Source organism: Paracoccus halophilus (genome assembly GCF_000763905.1).
GTDB lineage: Bacteria > Pseudomonadota > Alphaproteobacteria > Rhodobacterales > Rhodobacteraceae > Paracoccus > Paracoccus halophilus.
The window spans coordinates 83,104-101,288 of the sequence record NZ_JRKN01000007.1 but is presented as its reverse complement, the minus strand read 5'-3'; the positions used below and the strand labels follow the sequence as shown (position 1 = coordinate 101,288).

Annotated in this window: 17 protein-coding genes and 2 pseudogenes; 7 read left to right on the top strand and 12 right to left on the bottom strand. The window is 63.5% G+C overall.

Annotated features, from left to right (window positions below):
• Positions 1-122 precede the first annotated feature (122 nt).
• From IT41_RS07125 to IT41_RS07115, 3 genes are all read right to left on the bottom strand, one after another.
• Entirely contained in the window at positions 123-551 is a 429-nt protein-coding gene (locus IT41_RS07125; RefSeq protein WP_036739889.1) for a protein tyrosine phosphatase family protein, read from the bottom strand.
• Positions 552-642: 91 nt separating this feature from the next.
• Positions 643-1,323 (bottom strand): phosphoglycolate phosphatase, encoded by a 681-nt coding sequence (gph, locus tag IT41_RS07120; RefSeq protein WP_036739887.1) that lies wholly within the window; start codon positions 1,321-1,323, stop codon positions 643-645.
• A complete protein-coding gene (locus IT41_RS07115) occupies positions 1,324-1,875 on the bottom strand; it encodes a thioredoxin family protein (RefSeq protein ID WP_036739885.1) in 552 nt (183 codons plus the stop codon). It lies immediately after the preceding gene.
• Positions 1,876-2,127: 252 nt separating this feature from the next.
• Between IT41_RS07115 and IT41_RS07110 the strand changes: the two genes are divergently transcribed.
• On the top strand, positions 2,128-2,421 hold the full coding sequence (locus IT41_RS07110; protein WP_036739882.1) for a hypothetical protein: 294 nt from the start codon (positions 2,128-2,130) through the stop codon (positions 2,419-2,421).
• A 300-nt stretch (positions 2,422-2,721) separates the two neighbouring features.
• Here IT41_RS07110 and IT41_RS21275 read toward each other — a convergent pair whose 3' ends face one another.
• Positions 2,722-2,991 (bottom strand): hypothetical protein, encoded by a 270-nt coding sequence (locus IT41_RS21275; protein ID WP_036739875.1) that lies wholly within the window; start codon positions 2,989-2,991, stop codon positions 2,722-2,724.
• Between the two features lie 139 nt (positions 2,992-3,130).
• Between IT41_RS21275 and IT41_RS22035 the strand changes: the two are divergent.
• Both IT41_RS22035 and IT41_RS19805 read left to right on the top strand, forming a co-directional pair.
• Positions 3,131-3,448: pseudogene (locus IT41_RS22035) on the top strand (IS5/IS1182 family transposase); the annotation flags it as partial.
• A gap of 27 nt (positions 3,449-3,475) precedes the next feature.
• Positions 3,476-4,374, top strand: a pseudogene (locus tag IT41_RS19805) (IS701 family transposase); the annotation flags it as partial.
• 392 nt (positions 4,375-4,766) lie between these two features.
• On the opposite strand, the gene IT41_RS07090 reads toward IT41_RS19805, so the two are convergent.
• Positions 4,767-6,086 (bottom strand): aminotransferase-like domain-containing protein, encoded by a 1,320-nt coding sequence (locus tag IT41_RS07090; protein ID WP_052081333.1) that lies wholly within the window; start codon positions 6,084-6,086, stop codon positions 4,767-4,769.
• Positions 6,087-6,220: 134 nt separating this feature from the next.
• On the opposite strand from IT41_RS07090, the gene IT41_RS07085 reads away from it, so the two are divergent.
• From IT41_RS07085 to IT41_RS07075, 3 genes are read left to right on the top strand one after another with little or no spacing between them, the layout of a single operon-like run.
• Positions 6,221-6,898, top strand: a complete 678-nt coding sequence (locus IT41_RS07085; RefSeq protein ID WP_052081332.1) for a serine O-acetyltransferase — start codon at positions 6,221-6,223, stop codon at positions 6,896-6,898.
• Positions 6,888-7,805: a PLP-dependent cysteine synthase family protein gene (locus IT41_RS07080; RefSeq protein WP_052081331.1), complete on the top strand. Its 918-nt coding sequence runs from the start codon at positions 6,888-6,890 to the stop codon at positions 7,803-7,805. The genes IT41_RS07085 and IT41_RS07080 overlap by 11 nt, the downstream gene beginning before the upstream one ends.
• The gene (locus tag IT41_RS07075; protein WP_052081330.1) at positions 7,798-9,021 is read left to right on the top strand and encodes an MFS transporter; all 1,224 of its coding nucleotides are present in this window, start codon (positions 7,798-7,800) and stop codon (positions 9,019-9,021) included. The genes IT41_RS07080 and IT41_RS07075 overlap by 8 nt, the downstream gene beginning before the upstream one ends.
• A gap of 158 nt (positions 9,022-9,179) precedes the next feature.
• On the opposite strand, the gene IT41_RS07070 is transcribed toward IT41_RS07075, so the two are convergent.
• A complete protein-coding gene (locus tag IT41_RS07070) occupies positions 9,180-10,391 on the bottom strand; it encodes a BaiN/RdsA family NAD(P)/FAD-dependent oxidoreductase (RefSeq protein ID WP_036739864.1) in 1,212 nt (403 codons plus the stop codon).
• A gap of 290 nt (positions 10,392-10,681) precedes the next feature.
• Here IT41_RS07070 and IT41_RS07065 point away from each other — a divergent pair, with 290 nt between their 5' ends.
• Positions 10,682-12,967, top strand: coding sequence for a FepA family TonB-dependent siderophore receptor (locus IT41_RS07065; RefSeq protein ID WP_052081329.1), 2,286 nt, complete (start codon positions 10,682-10,684; stop codon positions 12,965-12,967).
• Positions 12,968-13,061: 94 nt separating this feature from the next.
• Here IT41_RS07065 and IT41_RS07060 read toward each other — a convergent pair whose 3' ends face one another.
• From IT41_RS07060 to IT41_RS07035, 6 genes are all read right to left on the bottom strand, one after another.
• Entirely contained in the window at positions 13,062-13,946 is an 885-nt protein-coding gene (locus IT41_RS07060; protein ID WP_052081328.1) for a DNA/RNA non-specific endonuclease, read from the bottom strand.
• A gap of 44 nt (positions 13,947-13,990) precedes the next feature.
• Positions 13,991-14,245 carry a hypothetical protein gene (locus tag IT41_RS07055; protein WP_074948024.1) on the bottom strand — a complete coding sequence of 85 codons (255 nt, stop codon included), beginning with the start codon at positions 14,243-14,245 and terminating at the stop codon, positions 13,991-13,993.
• A 5-nt stretch (positions 14,246-14,250) separates the two neighbouring features.
• Positions 14,251-15,798 carry a S8 family serine peptidase gene (locus IT41_RS07050; RefSeq protein WP_036739862.1) on the bottom strand — a complete coding sequence of 516 codons (1,548 nt, stop codon included), beginning with the start codon at positions 15,796-15,798 and terminating at the stop codon, positions 14,251-14,253.
• A 118-nt stretch (positions 15,799-15,916) separates the two neighbouring features.
• Entirely contained in the window at positions 15,917-17,029 is a 1,113-nt protein-coding gene (locus tag IT41_RS07045; RefSeq protein ID WP_081967484.1) for a polysaccharide pyruvyl transferase family protein, read from the bottom strand.
• 119 nt (positions 17,030-17,148) lie between these two features.
• On the bottom strand, positions 17,149-17,655 hold the full coding sequence (locus IT41_RS07040; protein ID WP_036739858.1) for a cell wall hydrolase: 507 nt from the start codon (positions 17,653-17,655) through the stop codon (positions 17,149-17,151).
• Between the two features lie 73 nt (positions 17,656-17,728).
• A complete protein-coding gene (locus tag IT41_RS07035; RefSeq protein WP_036739855.1) occupies positions 17,729-18,124 on the bottom strand; it encodes a hypothetical protein in 396 nt (131 codons plus the stop codon).
• Positions 18,125-18,185: the final 61 nt, after the last annotated feature.

Sequence of the window (18,185 nt, the reverse complement as noted above, 5' to 3'; positions counted from 1 at the left end):
ATAGATGATCGAGTTCATGACGTTTCCTTAACCTTGGCCCGCCGGAGCAGGATATCGTCCGGTTTCCGGGCATTCGCCTGAAAAACGCCCGAAAGCATCGTGGGTTCCGTGCCGTCTTCGGTTCAGCCCTCGCGGCTGGCCAGCGATTCGATCATCGGCCGCAGCCCGGAAAGGTCGTACCCGGCCTGTGCGGCGGTCCCCAGCAGGCTGTCGGCGGGTTCCTGCCCCGCGCGAGTCAGCGCCCAGAGCACCGCCGAACGGTTGCCCGAACGGCAATAGGCCACTTTCGCGCCGGGGCCGGCCAATGCCTCGGCCTGGGCCGAGATCATCTCGGGGGTGATGCGGCCGGGGATGAAGGGGATGAAGAAATATCTGAGACCGGCCGCCTCGGCCGCGCTGCGCATGGTTTCATGGCTTTCCTCGGAGCCGACCTCATCATCGGGGCGATTGTTGATCAGCACCTTGAAACCGGCTTCGGCGAGGGCCGGCAGCTCGGCCGGCGAAATCTGCGACGATACGGCAAGTTCCGGGGTCAGTTGGCGCAGGTCCATGGCAACTCCTTGGGCATTCGGGCAATGGGACGACGCCGCTGGCGACCGGCTGCCCCGTTTCGGCGCGCTGTCAGGCGGGGCAGGCGTGCCGTCAGATGGCGGCGGCTTCCTCGACCAGCAGCGGCAATTGACGAAAATCGTCGAAAGCAGCGCGATGCGCAAGAGCCTCGGCCGGGCTCCTGCGGTAGCCTTGCAGATAAAGCAGCATCGGCACGCCGAGATTGCTGGCCGTTTCCGCGTCGAATTCGCTGTCGCCGACGAAAATGCCGCGCGGCCGCGCCGGATCGGCGCCCAGGGCGGCAAAGGCCGTGCGCAAGGGGGCCGGATCGGGCTTTTTCTGCGGCAGGGAATCGCCGCCGATCACGGTTGCGAACAGCCCCGTGATACCGAAATGATCCAGAACCGCGCGCGTCGGACCCATCGGCTTGTTGGTGCAGATCCCCAGCGGATAACCGCGATCGGCCAGGACGCCCAGGGCCTCGATCGCATTCGGGTAAAGCCGCGTCAGCGCGGTGGCGTCGTGATAGCGCGTCATGAAGGATGCCACGAGGTCGCGATGCGACTCGGCCGGCAGGCCCGTCGCCGCGATGATGCGCCGCCAGAGCATGTCCACGCCGCCGCCGACAAAGCTGCGGATCTGATCCAGCGTCAGGGGGCCGGCGCTATTCATGCGCAGCACGGCATTGGCGCTGGCATGGATATCGGGCGCGCTGTCGATCAGCGTGCCGTCAAGATCGAAAACGACGGGGCAGGGCGCAAGACAGGTATTCATTCAGGCCTTCCATTTGATCGAACAGCCCATCGAGGGAACCTGTTCACGCGGACCCTGCCCGGTTTCGGCGATCTGCACCATCGCCTCATAAAGTTCGCGCCGCGCATCCGGGGCGCCGGGGCTGCGGCCCGAGGCGTCCAGACGGCCGCGATATTGCAATTCCCGATCGGCATTGTAGCCAAAGAAATCCGGCGTGCATTCGGCGCCATAGGCGCGCGCGACCTGCTGGCTTTCGTCATAGAGATAGGGAAAGCTGAACCCGTGCCTTGCTGCCTCGGCCTTCATCTGCGCGGGGGCGTCCTGCGGATATTCCGCGACATCATTGGCCGAGATCGCGACGACGCCGATTCCCAGCTTTTGCAGATCGGCCGCGTCGCGCTGGATGCGGTCGATCACCGCCTGAACATAGGGACAGTGATTGCAGATGAACATGACCAGCGTACCGCGCGGCCCGGCGATATCGTCAAGGCTGTACATGCGGCCATCGGGATCGGGCAGCCTGAAATCGGGCGCCGCGGCACCAAACTCGCAAACCGGCGGACGAACGGCCATGGCTATTCCTTTCCCTGGATATTGTCTGACATGACCGAATAACTATGCGAGGCTGGCTTGCGGTGCAATTGTCGGCATGCCGGCTTTCATGGGCAAGTCAAGTTGTTACATAATTCCGATTATCACGGATTCCATCGCTTTAATGAGAGACCAATCATGAGATTCGCCGTGCAGCAATTCCTGGGCGCGTTCCCATAGGTTCGCCGCCTGCTGCGACTATTGAAATACTGTTAGTCTGGTCATGCTGAGCAGATGGAACTGCATGTCGTCGTAAGCCTCGACCGAATTCTGCCCTTGCGTGCCGCGGCAGCCGGACCGAATCTCAGTTCCTCAAAGCAGTCCTCCAGTACCGCACTGTCGCTCGGCCTCGCGCAGCTTTACCGGTGCCGGGAAATGGGCGTTGCGGAGCAGATCGACGGGCCGTATCCTGCTTGGGGGTTTCGCACGGAGCACTATGTCGAGGATCGCTCGGAGTTCCTGGCACAGGCGTTGCGTCTTGCTCTGGCGCGGGCGCTTTTATGTGCCATGAGAAAAGCGCGTCCGTAGCGGTTCAGCCGTCGCCAGAAACACGGCAACACCTTGTTTCGTTTCCAGTCAAGAACATGATGATTGCTCACGAAATCAAAGCCGTGCGCCGCACCCAGCGGCACCAGACAGTGCGGACAGATCAGCGCAAGTTGTCCCCATAGCGCGAAAACCCTGCGTATAGAAGCGATAGCAGCATTGGCAGCGTTCGTTCAGCGGGCGGTCGTACGAGCGACACATGGTGATCGGCGCCAGAGCCCAATCCAGTCGTAGATGATGATCTCCGCCCCCTGCCCCGTCCTCCAGCAGATACAACGGACATCAGTTGATCCGCGGCCGGCCATCCGTCACATCTTCGCCGGTATCCATTTGAGCCAGCGACGGAAATGCGTGCGTAAGCGTCAAGGCTTGCAACGCTTCGGGTGTCTGCCGAAGCAGATACGAAAGCGCGCCCAGGTCCTGATCCGCAAGCCGGATCGAAGCCCCGCCCGGGCTTGCCCCGTCCTGTTGGCCCGCTGACAGTCCATGGACCAGCAACCCTGCCGCACTCATGCCATATTCGGCCGCATTGCGCCCGAAGAAAGACAGCAAGAGCTCACCCTCCGTCGGCGGCCTGACCAGATCGATCTATTCCTGGACGGTGAGGGCCTGCGGGACGTGCTGCGGCCCTTTTTCATTCATCTTGGCCGCCCCTCCATCGGTCTCGAACTCATCATCCGGATGCTGGTGATCGGCGTTCGGGGCTGCATCTCCGGTCCAGCCGAAGTTCGTGGCCAGATCTTATCCGGCCGCACAGTGGACCCGAGCCGAAGAGAGCCGCCCACATTTTGCCTATACCACCAATTACCTGATCGACGCCAAGAGTTCGGTCTTCATGGATGTCGAGGCGACGCGGGCGATCCGCTGGGCCGAAGTCGGCGCTTCGCGCACAATGCGGGAAAGGAGGGAAAAGCGGTTCGAGATCCGTCCGGACTGGCTGGCTGCGGACACCACCTACGGTAACGCCGAGAATCTCGGATGGCTGGTCGAGAAGCGTGGCATCATTCCCTTCATTGCTGTGATCGACAAGTCGGATAGGAACGATGCCGATGTCTTGCATGACATCTTCCGCGACTATGCGCTGGAAGCGCTGGCGGATCCTGATGCGGTGCTGGTGATTGATGGTGAACCGGTTAAGCAAAGAATCCAGTGAATCATTTGCCCGGCGAACGGCTTTCTGAAACAGGGCCATGCCTGCTGTGGTGTGGTACGACAGTACACCGGTTCGGCGGGTAGGATCACCAATTGCCGGATCGGGGTCTTCGCTTCCCATGTCTCACGCCATGGCCATGTCGTCATCGGCCGGGCCCTCTATCTGCCGAAGGTCCGGGCGGATGATCCCGAACGGCGCCGCAAGACCCATGTGCCGCAGAAGGTCGGCTTTGCAACCAGGCCCGCGATTGCCCGCACCATGATCGGGCGGGCGCTGGCAGAGGGTATTCCGTCCGCCTGGGTGGCTGCCGATCGTGTTCATGGTGCCGGGGACATCGGAATGGCCCTGCATCGTGCCGGAAAGGGATATGTTCCCGGTCTCAGTGCCAAGCATGCCTTCAACTCCCTGGGGAAACCATTCGCTGTCGCAGGAACAGCAAAGGAAATCGCCGAAGGCCTGCCCGCCGCGACCTGGCGTCGCCTGTCGGCTGGCCTCGGCACGACGGGAGAGCGGCTCCATGACTGGGTCTGTCCGGAGCTGGCAGATCTCGATGCCTGTGATCTTGGCGCGCATTTCACGGGCCTCTGGACACGGGGCTTGCTGATCCGCCGCCACATTGCCGATGGTGGGCTCGCTTTCTTTTCCGGCTGATCTCCGCAGGGCACGTCCATGGAAACCCTGGCGCAGGTTGAAGGGCATCGACGGGCGGTCGAGGACAGAGTTTCGAGAGCGCAGAAAACGAACTCGGTCTCGGTCACAACGAAACACGCTCGTGGCATGGCCGGATCGCCGACCGTATGGCACAGCGGCAGATCCAGCCAGCTCAAATCATCGCATGGCCACTTTGGCGAAGGGCGCATCAGGCTGCGGCAAGGCGTGTCCAGATCAAACAGAAAATGCAACTGGAATGCTGGTGCGCTGGAGGAGATATCACATGTCGCCTTACTCTAACACGTCTCGATCGAACCCGTACCCATATTCGGAAAACGTGAACCATTGTTCCGCAACGCCAAGGACGGGTTATCTACGGTCACCCCCGGAAAACGGCTGCGGACAGGTCGTTTGAGGGTTAAGTCAGGTTGGGACAATTAACCCAAGCGGCATAGCTTCTCGCTCTGACAGCGGCCATGCCCGCATCGTACTGCCCAAACTCTGCCCCGGCAGCTTCCCGAACCTACACCGCAATCTGCGCGCCCAATCGGGACAGAACCGCCAGCCCTTCACGCAGTGCGGTGGGTTCGGTCACGCCGCAAAGCGAGGCGCGGATGAATTCGGACCGATGCGGCGATGTAGCGAAATAGGGGCCTGGGATGACCAGCACTCCGCTCGACCGGGCGGTCTCGACAAAATCCCTGGCATTCGCGACCTTCAGCCAGATATGCGTCGCGGGCCTTTGCTTCATCGGAAAAACCGACCGCGCGATTTGCCAGCGTTCTTGCAGCACCGCATTCTGCTTCCTGGCAAGCCGCATCGCCTCACCCGAGAGGATCAGCCTGCTTGCTGTCAGAAGGCTCACCATGGCAATCGGCCAATTTGAAAGACTGACATCCTCGCGCAGCTGCTGAACGACCGGATGCGATCCCGCGATGAACCCGAAGCGAAGGGCGGGCGCGACGGTCTTCGAGAGGCTGCTCAGGACGACATGATCGCCCGTGACCTCGGCGGCCAGCGGCGGCATGTCGGCAAGGCTGCCATAGACATCGTCCTCGATCAGCAAAAGGCGATGGCGGTCAAGCACACGGGCAATCTCCTGGCGGCGCGCCGAGAGCATCGTCGATCCGGTCGGGTTCTGCATGTTCGGAACCGCGACGATGGCCCTGGCCTGGGTCGCGCCGATTGCCTGCTCCAGCGCCTCGGGCAGAAGCCCTTGGGCGTCGCAGGCGACGCCATGCAGCCTGAGGCCAAGCACCTTTGCGATGGATTTCACGCCCGGAAAGGTGAACTCCTCGACCAGCAGCTTTTCGCCGGGTTGCATCGCGCAAGAGAGCACGGCGTGAAGGGCGGCCTGCGCCCCGGCGGTCAGGGCAACCTGATCGCGGGACACCGTCATGTTGCGCCAGCGAAACCAGTCGACGACCGCATCGAAACCGGCGCTCAGGTGATGCATCCGGGGATAGCCGATGATGTCAGGCTCATCGGCCACGACATCGCGCATGACCCCCCGGATCAGTTCCTCGCCAAGTGGCGGGGGCGAGATCGAGGACAGATCGGTCAGTTCCTGTCGGCTGATCGTCTGGGCAAAGATCGTCGCGGCATCGCTTGTCGGCATCACGAACGTGCCGCGCCCGACCTCGGCCGCCACAAGGCCTTCCCGTCGCGCATCGTTCATCGCACGGGTGACGGTCGACAGGTTCACGCCCAGTGCATGCGCAAGCTCGCGATGCGGCGGCAGGCGCGCGCCGGCCAGAAGATCACCGTTCTCTATGGCACGGCGCAAGGCCCGGACGATGGCGGCCGGCTTCGGGATTCCCGTTTCGAGGATTGGCGACCACATGCAATCTTCCGCCAATGAATCGTCTTGACGACAATATACTGGTTGACCCAGACAATTTTCGAAAGACTAAATGTCCCCGAAAAGCCGCTTGAACGATCTTTTTTCTGTCATTTTTGTAAAAGTTAGGAAACTTCATGCTTCTTGAGGACCGCATTCACGAGTTCGTCGGAGAGCTCTTCCCCCTCGATCGGGCCGCGACCGCCGGGGTTCAGCAGCGGGATTTTCCGAGCAAAGGCTATGACAAGGTCATCGCGGCCGCAGCCGAGGACCTTCTTGCCTATGTCGGGCGTGATCCCGCGCTGATGGGAGAGCCGCGTTTCGCGCTTGTGCAGCACTCCCCGTATGTCGCGACACTCTGCTACCGGCTGGCCTATTGGCACTGGCATCAGAGCTCTATCGAGATGCGGAGGCAGGCCATGTCGATCGGTCATTACAGCCGGGCGCTGACCGGGGTCGAGATTCATCCCGGAGCAAGGCTTGGCCCCCGCTTCGTCGTCGATCATGGCACCAATACGGTGATCGGGGCGACCTGCGAGATCGGCAGCGATTGCTATGTGCTGAACGGCGTATTGCTGGGGGCGCGCGGGATTTCGGGCAATCCGGACATCAAGCGGCATCCAACAATCGGGGACCGGGTCCAGATCGGCTCATTCGCGCGGATCCTGGGGAATGTGCATGTCGGCGACGATGCCTTTATCGGTCCCCATGCTGTCGTCACCTGCGACACGCCCGCCGGTGCGCGGGTCAGGGCGGTGCATCCTGCCGAATCTGCCATCTCCGGCTTTGTCGAGGAGACACGCCATGCAGGTTGAAACGCCGCTCCGCCGCAAGGGCAATATCCTCGTCAAGATGGAGGCGCTGCAGCCGGGATCCAGCCACAAGGCTCGCGCCTCGCGCCATATTATCCGCCAGGCCATTGCGAACGGGGATCTCAGCCCCGGCGGGCCTCGGCGCATCCTGGAAAAATCGGGCGGCAACCTTGGGGTCGGGCTGGCCTTCGAGGCAGCGCAGCATGGCATCGGCGTCGATCTGGTGATCGGGCTGTCGTTCTCGCGGATCAAGCGGGCGTTGTGCGAGCGCTATGGCGCGCGTGTCATCCATGACGACCTTCTGCGCGCCGGGATGAGCCCGAAAGAGGTGGTGCTGAAACTGGTCGAGGAACAGCCCGAGCGGTATTTCTTCACCGATCAGTTCTCGAACCAGGCCAATCTGGCCGCGCATCTGGTCGAGACGGGCCCCGAGATCGCGGCCCAGATTCGCCCGCTTTTGCAGAAGGACCAACCCCTTATCCTCGTGCTTGGCGCGGGGACGGGTGCGAGCTTTCAGGGAATTGCGACCGTCCTGAAACGGGCGTTCGACAATGTCTCGTGCCAGTTGGTCATGCCCGAAGGCTGCGATCTGGCGACGAACAGTTTCTGCGACCATCCGCTTGAGGGCTTCGCGGTCGGCGTGCGCCCGCCGTTCCTCGATCTGGCGCTGGTCGACGGTATCCACCAGATCGACGGCGCAAGCGCCCGCGCCGGGCAGGCGAGCATGGCCACCGAGATCGGTTTTCTGCCCGGCATGACCAGCGGCGCGAACTATGCCTGCGCAGATCGGCTGGCCGCGTCCCATCCCGACGCCCTGATCCTGACCCTCGCCTATGACAGTGGCGAGGCCTATCTGCCCTGCGGCTGTCCCGCCGCGCCCATCGACAGCAAGGAGCCGGCACATGCCTGACGCAATCACCGAAGCCACCCCACCCGGGCAGCAGAGCTTTGCCTCTGTTGTCAAGCTGGCGCTTTGCAATGGCCTGGGGATTTCTGCGGCGGTGATTTCGGTGACCGCCTCGGCACTTGTGGCCGGCCATGTCGGCTGGACCGGGGCGATGGCAACGGTGCCCTATGGCCTGCAGTTTCTGGCGCTGCTTCTGGCCACATATCCTTCGGCACGGCTGATGAGCCGCCATGGTCGCAAGCCGGTCTTTCTGGCGGCTGCCACCTGCGGCATGATAGGCGGGCTTCTTGGCTATTTCGCGGTCCTGCGCTCGGACCCGATCCTGTTGTGCCTTGCCCATCTTGCCCTGGGGGTGATGCTGGCGAACGCGAACTTCTATCGCTTCGCCGCGCTTGAGGTCGCCCGCCCCGAGCGCAGCGCCTCGGCGATGTCACTGGTGGTCTTCGGCGGCACATTCGCCGCGATCATCGGCCCCGTGCTGTCGCGGCAGGCGATCTTTTCGGCGGATCTTTTCGCCTCGGCCTATCTGAGCATCCTCGCCCTTGGCGCGGTGACCTTCTGCCTTCTGGTTTCGACCAGGCTGCCGGTTTTCGCCAGGGCACCAGCCGGGTTCGGACGCCGCGAGCTTGCCGAGCTTCTCCGTCAGCCGCGAATCCTGATCGGCGCGGGCTTTGCCGCCATCGGCTATGGCGCGATGAACCTGTTGATGATCGCCTCGTCGCTGACGATGGAGCAACTGGGCTGTCTCTACGAAGATATCTCTGTTGCGATTCAGTGGCATGTTCTGGCGATGTTCCTGCCGTCTCTGGTCATGGGGCGGATCATCGCGCAGGTCGGGGCATTCAGCGTCGCACTTGCGGGCGGTGTCATTCTGCTGGCGACCTCTGCCATCGCCTTTCTCAATCCGATGTCAGTTTCCGTGCTTCAGGTCTGTCTGATCACGCTGGGGCTGGGCTGGAACATGACCTATGTCGGCGGCTCGTACCTTGTCGCGAAAAGCGTGGCGCCCGGGCATTCGCTGCCGGCTCAAGCTGTCAACGACCTTGCGATCGGCGTCTTCGCTATGATCGGAGCCTTTCTGCCGGGGGTGATCGTGACGCGCTATGGCTGGGCGGGCGCGAACCTTCTGGTCATCGCGGCACTTCTGCCCGTTGTGCTGATGGCGGCGCTGCACAAGCTGCGCGCCCCGCAGCCCGCACCACAGGGGGTGAAGGACTAGATGCTGCAATGGACTCGTGTTGCTCTGGTGGTCATGAATGCGGTCATCCCGCAGGGGGATGATGTTGAAACGGGGGCTGCTGGTTACAGCCCCAGGCGTCAAGCGAGGAACCTCGCAAGTTCGCCGCTGCAAGCATTTGGCTCAGTTGATGACACCGCCTAGGCCGGCGGCGCGACAATGGCGCGCGCCGCGGCATGGGCCGAGGCCCATGCCCATTGGAAATTATAGCCGCCGAGCCAGCCGGTCACATCCACGACCTCGCCTATGAAATAGAGCCCGGGCACGGATCTGACCTCCATGCTGTGCGAATGCAGCATCGCCGTATCCAGACCGCCCAGCGTTACCTCGGCCGTGCGCCACCCCTCTGAACCGACCGGGCGCAACGCCCAGCGATTGATCCGCGCGCCCAGCCGGTCTAGCGCCGCGTTGCCCTGATCGGCCAGCCGGGCGCCCTGCAATCCGGTTACTGCCGCAATCGCATCGGCCAGTCGCGCGGGCAGCCAGCGGGTCAATGCGACCGCGGGCGAGATCCGTCCGCCCTGCCCGCGCTGGTCGCGCAGCGCCGCGGCGATATCGACGCCGGGGACCAGATCCGCGGTGATCATCTCGCCCGGTTGCCAATAGCTGGAGATCTGCAGGATGGCGGGACCCGAGAGGCCGCGATGGGTGAACAGCAGACCGTCGCGAAAGCTGGCGCGGCGCTTGCCCGCGCCATGGCTGACCTCGGCGATGACCGACAGGCCGGCCAGCGGGCGGCACAGGTCCAGATCCTGCTGCGCGAATGTCAGCGGCACGAGCCCGGCGCGTGGCTCGACCAGGTCGAGGCCGAAGCTGCGGGCGATCTCGTAACCGATGCCGGTCGCCCCCATTTTCGGAATCGATTTGCCGCCCGTCGCGACCACCACATGCCGGGCCGAAATGGGCCCCGCCGAAGTGGCGACGATGAAGCGGTCGCCCTGACGCGAAACCCCCTGCACCGCCGTTTCCAGCCGCAACTCGGCCCCGCGCATGCGGTGCAGCAACATGTCGATGATCTGCCGCGCGCTGCCGTCGCAAAACAGCTGGCCAAGTGTCTTTTCGTGCCAGGCGATGCCCGCGCGATCGACCATGGCGACGAAATCGGTCGCCCGGAACCCCGCCAGCGCCGAGGCGCAGAAGCGCGGGTTCCGCGACAGGAACCGATCCCGCTCGGTCGCGAGGTTGGTGAAATTGCACCGCCCGCCGCCCGAAATCCGGATCTTTTCGCCCGGCGCCCGGGCGTGATCCAGAACCAGAACGCGGGCCGCCCCGCCGCCTTCGCCGAGGATCGATCCCGCACAGAACAACCCCGCCGCGCCGGCGCCCAGAATGACAATGTCCACCGCTTCCATGACCGGCGCTTAGCCGCCCCGAAGAAGCGCGGCAAGCCTGTCGCGGCCGTGGCAGAATGCAAGGCGCGGAAAAAACCGCCTGCTCAGGCCGGAATCGAGGCGGCTCCATCCCGCCGGGCAAGGTGTGTCACAAACGCGGTTTCCGCGATCTGTGCTCAATTCGCAACTTTTCCCATGCATGACAGCGCCGGGCCGCGGGAACCACTATCCCTTTTTGAGAATGTTTACTAAACGTCAGCGCGCGAGCCACCAGCCAGCCTTTACAATTTCGTCACAATAAGGGGCTGGTGATGCGCTCACTCAGACAAAGAATCATATCATCCACGGCGCTGAGCCTGCTTCTGGCCGGATCTTCGACAGCGGTCTGGGCTCAGGACAGCGTCGAAAGCGATGATGACGTCGTCGTGCTGGAACAGGTCGTCCTGACTGCGGAAGAACAGGTCAAGCAGTCTCTGGGCGTGTCCCAGATCACCGAGGAAGACATAGAAAAACAGCCGGTTACCAACGATATCTCGGAAATCGTCCGCAAGATGCCGGGTGTGAACCTGACCGGCGCCACCGCGACCGGCCAGCGTGGCAACCAGCGCCAGATCGACATTCGCGGCATGGGCCCGGAAAACACGCTGATCCTGATCGACGGCAAGCCGGTGATGTCGCGCAACTCGGTCAAGATGAGCCGCGGCGGCGAGCGTGACACGCGCGGCGATTCGAACTGGGTGCCGGCGGAAATGATCGAGCGGATCGAGGTCATCCGCGGCCCGGCGGCGGCGCGCTATGGTTCGGGCGCCTCGGGCGGTGTGGTCAATATCATCACCAAGCGTCCCGAGACCTTTTCGGGACAGATCGGCATGCATCTGGAATATCCCGAAAGCAGCAAGGAGGGGGATACCCGCCGGCTGAACTTCCTGATTGGCGGGCCGATCTCGGAAACCCTCAGCTTCCGTCTGTTCGGCAATATCAACAAGACGGATCGCGACGCGACCGACATCAACCCCGACCCCGAGCCCTATTACGATGAAGATGGGGAACTGGTGGATCTCGACCCGCTGGCCGGCTCCGAAGGCGTGCGCAACAAGGATATCGGCGGCCTGCTGAGCTGGGACGTCGCGCCGGGCCATGTCATCGATTTCGAAGGAAATTTCTCGCGCCAGGGCAATATCTATGCCGGCGATTCGCGCAACGGCAGGATACAGGATACCCCGTCGAGCAGTGACGAGAATGCCCCCAACCTGCTCGATGAGGAAACCAACCGGACCTATCGCCGTGCGCTGTCGGTGACCCATCGCGGCGAATATGATTTCGGCGAATCGAACAGCTATCTCCAGTGGGAAAACACCCGCAATACCCGCCTTTGCTCGGGAACCGCCGGCGGCGGTGAAGACAATATCACCTATTGCGTCGATACCGATGGCGATGGCGAGAACGACGCCACCAAGTTCGGCACCATTGAACTGGACAACGTCACGGCCAAGACCGAATGGATCCTGCCGATGCAGCTTGGCACCAAGAACAGCCGGGTGACCTTTGGCGCGGAATATCGTGGCGAGTTCATGGATGATGCCATCTCGATCCGTGGCGGGCTGGACGATTCGCTGGTCGACGATACAGGCGTGCCCGCGGATTCCGCTGACCGCGACCCGGAATCCGACCAATACACCATCGGCCTTTATGCCGAGGCGAATATCGAATGGAACGACAAGCTGACGCTGACGCCCGGCCTGCGCTTCGACTATAACGACAATTTCGGCAATAACTGGTCGCCCAGCCTGAACGCGACCTATCAGTTCAACGACGAATGGACGATGAAGGTGGGCATCGCCCGCGCCTTCAAGACGCCGAACCTGTTCCAGCTGAACCCGAATTTCGTCTATGTGACGCGCGGAAACGGCTGTCCCTGGATCGACGGCGCGCAGGTCGACGGCCCCTGCTACGTTCTGGGCAACGAGGATCTGGAGGCCGAAACCAGTCTGAACAAGGAAATCGGTATCGCCTATACCGGCCGGAACGGCATCAATGCCAGCCTGACCTATTTCCACAACGACTATAAGAACCGTATCGGTTCGGGCTTTTACCAGTATAACGAAGGCGCCACCACCAACCGCCTGTATCGCTGGGAAAACCAGGGCAAGGCGACGATCTCGGGGCTCGAGGGCAATTTCTCGACCCAGATCGGCGAGCGTTTCGCGTTCAACGCCAACTTCACCAAGATGATCAAATCCGAAAAGGATGACGGCCAGCCGCTGAGCCTGGTGCCGGATTACACCGTCAACGCCGCCTTCGACTGGTATGCGACGAACGACGTGACGGTCACCCTGTCGGCCACCCATTACGGCGAGATCGACGCGGCCAGCATCAACTCGACCACCGGCTCGGAATTCGAGGAAACCACCAAGCGTGGCGGCTACACGCTGTTCAACCTTGGCACGGTCTGGAACGTCACCGACACCGTGCGCCTGTCGGGCGGGGTCACCAACCTGTTCGACAAGACCATCCTGCGCACCGATTCGGGTACCGGCGCCAATACCTATAACGAGCCGGGCCGCGCTTTCTACATGTCGCTGAACAAGACCTTCTAGGCGCAACGACCCGACCGATGATCACCGGGCGGCCCGATATCCGGGCCGCCCGTTTTGCTGCGCGCGCCCTGCCCCGCTTATGGCGCCCCGGCGCTCAGCGCCGCAGATAGAAATCCGAAACGCTGCTGAGCCTGATCTCCATTTCCGGGGCGGCCGCGGCCATCACGTCCAGATCGGCATAGGGTGTCAGGTCCAGCCCGCTTTCCTGCGCGATGGCGCTGATCGGCACCTGACTGTCCTGAAAATCGCCAAAGACGAAGCGCCCGCCCGAGGGGCGCGGCAGGTAGTCCATCTGCGAGCGGCGGTAGCCGATGGTCGTCAGCTCGCCCGTGCCGGCATGGACGAATGCCAGGATTTTCCAGAAGGCCACCGGGATCGGGCGGTTGTAGTAAACCGGGTCCTCGGGGGTCAGGAACGGGCCGGTGATCACGCTCACCTTCAGATTGGCGCGGTCGGCATTGTCGATGACGTAATCTTCCAGCTGCAGCCAGATGCCGCCGTTGAAGCCCTGACGCTGCGGCGCGACATTGGTGATGTGGAACGTATCGGCATTGGCGCGCCGCGCGGTATCGGCATCGCCCCAGTTGGGATCCTCGCGCCGGGTCATGTGGCCGCGGCTGAACAGGCCCCGACGCTCGTCGCCATAGCCTTCGCGCAGGTTCTGGAAACGGGCATCGATCCGCGGATCGCGCCGCCATGTGTCATCGCGCGGCACCTCGCGATCCGATTGCGCGCCGTCGATATTGCAGGCGCTGAACAGCGGCAGGCCCCGCGACTGCGACATCCGGACCGAGAAATGCGTATAGCGCAATTCGCTGACATCCTGGCCCGGGCGGCGTGCCTCGGGCGTCAGCGGCGCCAGATCATCGGCCCAACGGCCCGCTCCCGGCAGGGGCAAGGGGGTGTCGGGCAGGACAAAGCCGGGATCATAGCCCCGGCGGTCGTCATAATCCTGCAGCGGCCGCAGCGCCTCGGTCACCCGCAGGGCCTGCGGCGTGTCGGCCGGGCCGAAGCCGCGCCGCCTCAGCGCAGCTGCGCCTTGTGCGGCGGGTTGAGCTTGAAGATCTTTTCCTTCGAGACCTGCCAGTCGGCAAGATCGCCGATGCACTCGCGCACCTCTTTGACACTGCCCTTGACCCGGATCGTGCCGGGCACGACCTCTTCGGCGGGAAGCGGCTTCAGATGGTCCAGCAATTCGGCCGTTTCCGAGCGGCTGGGATCGCGGTCGTCGGAATAGACCAATATGCAGTTCTCGGTCGATTTGCTTTGCGTTTTCATTCCCATCACCCTTGATCGATCAGCCCGGCGCCTTCGTATTCCGCGCCGAAGCCGATCGGAACAGCATGGCTATTCGCCATCTTGATAATGTCGTCCGAGCGCTGCTGGTTCCGCTCGGCCGACAGGATATCGGGATTTCGGGACAGCAGCCGCGAAACAAGCCCGGCCACGGCCGGACAGGCCATCGAGGTGCCATCCATCACCCCTTTCGAGTCCTTGCTGACCCAAGATATAATACCAACGCCGGGTCCGATAAAGTCCACTTCGGGCCCGATATTGCTGAACCTGGCGAAAAAGCTATCCCCGACAGGCGCCGGATCCTCGGCGATGTTGCGCGCGGTGATCGCGCCCTCGGGCCATGTGTCCAGCACGCCGCCGGCCGAGACGGCCACCACCACGCCCGACCGCGCCGGATACGAAACGCGCGCCATATAGTCGTTTCCAGTGGCCGCGATGCACACCACGCCCATCGCCCGCGCCCGCCGCACCTCGCGCGAAATCGCCACCGGCTCGGAGGCCTGGCCCAGGCTCATGTTGATGATGTCGCAGCCATCCTCGATCGCCTGGCGGATGGCGCGGGCGATGGCGAATTCGGCGGCGCCGTCCTGCCCGGCCTCGAAAACGCGATAGGAATGCAGCGTCACCGCCGGCGCGATCCGGGCGACGATGCCCGCGACATGGGTGCCATGCCCGGCGCCATTGTCGAACCATTCATCGGCGGGCTCGGTCCCGGTGGTGTTCAGCCCGCGTCCCAGGTTCAAGCCGGCGGCGGGATCGACGCCGGTATCGATGATCGCGACCCTGACCCCCTGCCCGTCGGCAGGCTGCGCCGGGGCCAGCATCCGGTCCAGCCCGTCCTGAAAATCCCCGGCGATCGGGACCAGCGACAGGTTCACCTCGGTCGGTCCCTCGTCCTCGACCGGGATCGCCTCGGCCCCGGCCGGCCAGTAGCCGGCCAGAGGCTGGCAGATCACCGCGTCGATCCGTTTCTGTCCCGCCGGCAACGGCGTGCTGAAACCTCCGTCATTGTCGGTCTCGACATCCGAGATGCCAAAGCCGCGCCGGCTGTCCAGCACCACCACGACCGAGGCCCCGGCAACCGGCTTGCCGGTGACCGCGTCCACGCAGCGCAGCGACAGTTCCTTGGCCGAGCGAAAGGCCGCCGGCTTGGCCTGTTTGCGGATGATGTTCATCTGGCCATAGCGCAGCGGATAGAGCAGCAATTCGCGCCGGACCCGCAGGCCGGGATAGGCGCGCTGCAATTCGCGCGCCTGATCCGGGGTCATGCTGACCAGAGAGGCCTCGTTCTCGCCGATGGAATCGATCAGCCGGATGCGCCCGGCCTCGGTCTCCATCACGCGCAGCCGCGGCCGGATCACCGGCGCCGTGCCCGTCCCCGCGCCATGGGCCACGCTGGACATCAGCGCGGCGCCGGGCTTTCTGAACAGCCGGGAATGCATGGCGCGGAACAGCCGGAAGCTGGATGTTTCCATGCTGTCGTTAAAGACATTGTCGTCGGGCACGATGACGTAACGGGCATTCTTTCGGGACATGGCCACGGCTCCTTGCTACATCCACAAGGCTACACGAATGACACGATTTCGCCAGACGGCCCATATCCGGCAATGCCGGAAATCCGCCGAGCGACAGGCTGCCCTGGGCCGAAAACGGCTATGAGACGGCCAGCAATCCGGCCCGGTCATGCTCTGGCCGGCTGTCGCGGAACGCAAGCCCGTTCGCGGCCAGGAAATCCTGATAGATCCGCTTGTTCCGGGCGCGCCTGTCACGATAGGCCCGCACCATTTCGGCCAGGTTCCCGGGCAGCGTGACGCGGGCATTACGGACATCCAGAACCGTGTCGGGATCGGCGGTCGGAATGCCGGCGAAGTCGATCAGTTCCCGGGTCCGGGAATCATGGGGCAGAAGCAGCGCCGGAACGCCCGAGTTCAGCGCCAGGATCGCGCCATGCAACCGGCTGCCGACAACTGCGGTTTTCGTTTTCAGATAATCCGACCAGCTGTCGATATTGGTGAACACGCGGCCGCGCAGCTCAAGATAGTCGCGCATCGCCGGGGCGCTGTCGAAACCGTAAAGCTGCGGCAGGCCGCTGTCATGTGCGGCCTGCTCCCAGCCCTCGCGGCCGGTGCCGTCCAGATAGGCGATCTCCAGCTTTTCGGACTGGTAGACGATGTCGTAATTGCCGCGTCCCGCGATGCGGAAGATGTCGTTGTCCAAGAGCTTTCGCCGCAGGACCGGCCGCGCCATGACATAGCGGGTTCCCTGCAGCACGATGCCGCCATTTGCGCCGTCATCGCTGCGCGCCGCGACATCCATGTAAAGCGACGGGCAGCCGGTCACCACGGTATTGGTGATCCCGTGCCGTGCCAGCACCGCGCGGGTGAATTCGCCGCGCAGCGAGATCGAAGCGTTCTTGTGCGACAGCACCCGCGCCAGATCCAGCGCCGAGGGTGAAATATCCACCTCAAGACTGTCCAGCGACGGCGCCTGCGTGCCCAGCCCGACGCAGGTCACCGGAATGGTCAGCTGCTCGATCCGGCGGGCGAGATCCGCGAAATCGCTGTTGGCGTTCAGCCAGTTCGCCGCCGGAACGATGACGGCATCGAATTTCTCGTTCACCGCCTCGGGCGTGAAGCGAAACCCCACCCATTCGACCTGGGCATCGAGGTTTCGGTAGACGGCCTCGGTGAACATGTAGTTCCCGGTATTCGTCTTGATCGGAGCGCCAGTCGCGCGGCGAAGGGTAACGGCGGCTATACGCATCATGCCTCGTCAGATCTGTTGCAAAGGCGCCGCAGCGGCCCGAATTCGCGGGCAAAATGGCACCATCGCCGGACAAGCGCAAGCAGCCGCAAGCCCGGCCCCGGGGGAATATCCCTGCCCGCCTAGCGGCGGGTGATCCCCTCGATCGGCGGCGGCGGAACCGGCCGGGTCACCAGATGGCTTTTGCGTTTCTCGTAAAAGGCATTGCCGCCGGTCACCAGGACGTAATGCATGTTGTCATAGGAAAACCGGTAGCCTGCGGTGTGAAAGAACATCGCGTTGCCGATCAGGGGATGGCGCTCTCCGCGCAGAACCGATCGCGCGGTGTCGCGGATCAGCGGCATGGAGCGGGGATTCATCTCGCGCGACATGATGCCCCGGGCGAACTGTCCCTTTTGCCCGACGACGCCGCAGACCGAATTGGGAAACTGGCCGGATTCGACCCGGTTCATGACCACGCTGCCCACCGCCACCATGCCGTCCCTGCTGGAGCGGTTGGATTCGAAATACATCGCCCGCTCCATGCAATCCTGGGCCGAGCGCCGCTGCGCCAAGCCGCAGCCCGCCAGCACAAGCAGCACCGAGGCCAGCGCGACGGCGATCCGCAGTTTCGGTTTTCGATCTGTCATGCACTGCCCTTTCGATGCCCTGCCGAGCGTTGTTTTCGTTTGGCGACTGCTTAGCAAATGCCCGCGCGCGGGTTCAACACCCGGCGCGCTGTCGCGACCGAAGCGGGTCATCGGACGGGCGAAGGACGCGAGCCGAGGACGGGCGCTCAGGCACCCGACCGGGCGTCGAAGGCAGCAGCACCTCCTGCCAGTGCCCGAATTTCGCGCAGTCGGCCAGCCGGCCGATCTTGCCCAGTTCGCGCGACAGGCTCCGGACGCAATGGCGCATCGCCAGCCTTTCCCCCTCCTGCGCGGCCAGAGGATATCCCGTAGAGACGGCGTTACAGATCTCGCCTCCAACGATTTCAAATGGATCGGCCAGAAAGGTCAGGTAGGTATCCGCTGCCCGTTCGCCCCCGGACGGCAGCAGGTATTCCCAGATCAGGCGCCGTTCGACCGGCCCGGAGCCGCAGCCGCCGTAGCGAGGCATCGTCGAACAGCGTGGCGCCGCTGCGCGGTCATCCGCCGTCGCCAGAAAGATAACCGAGCGT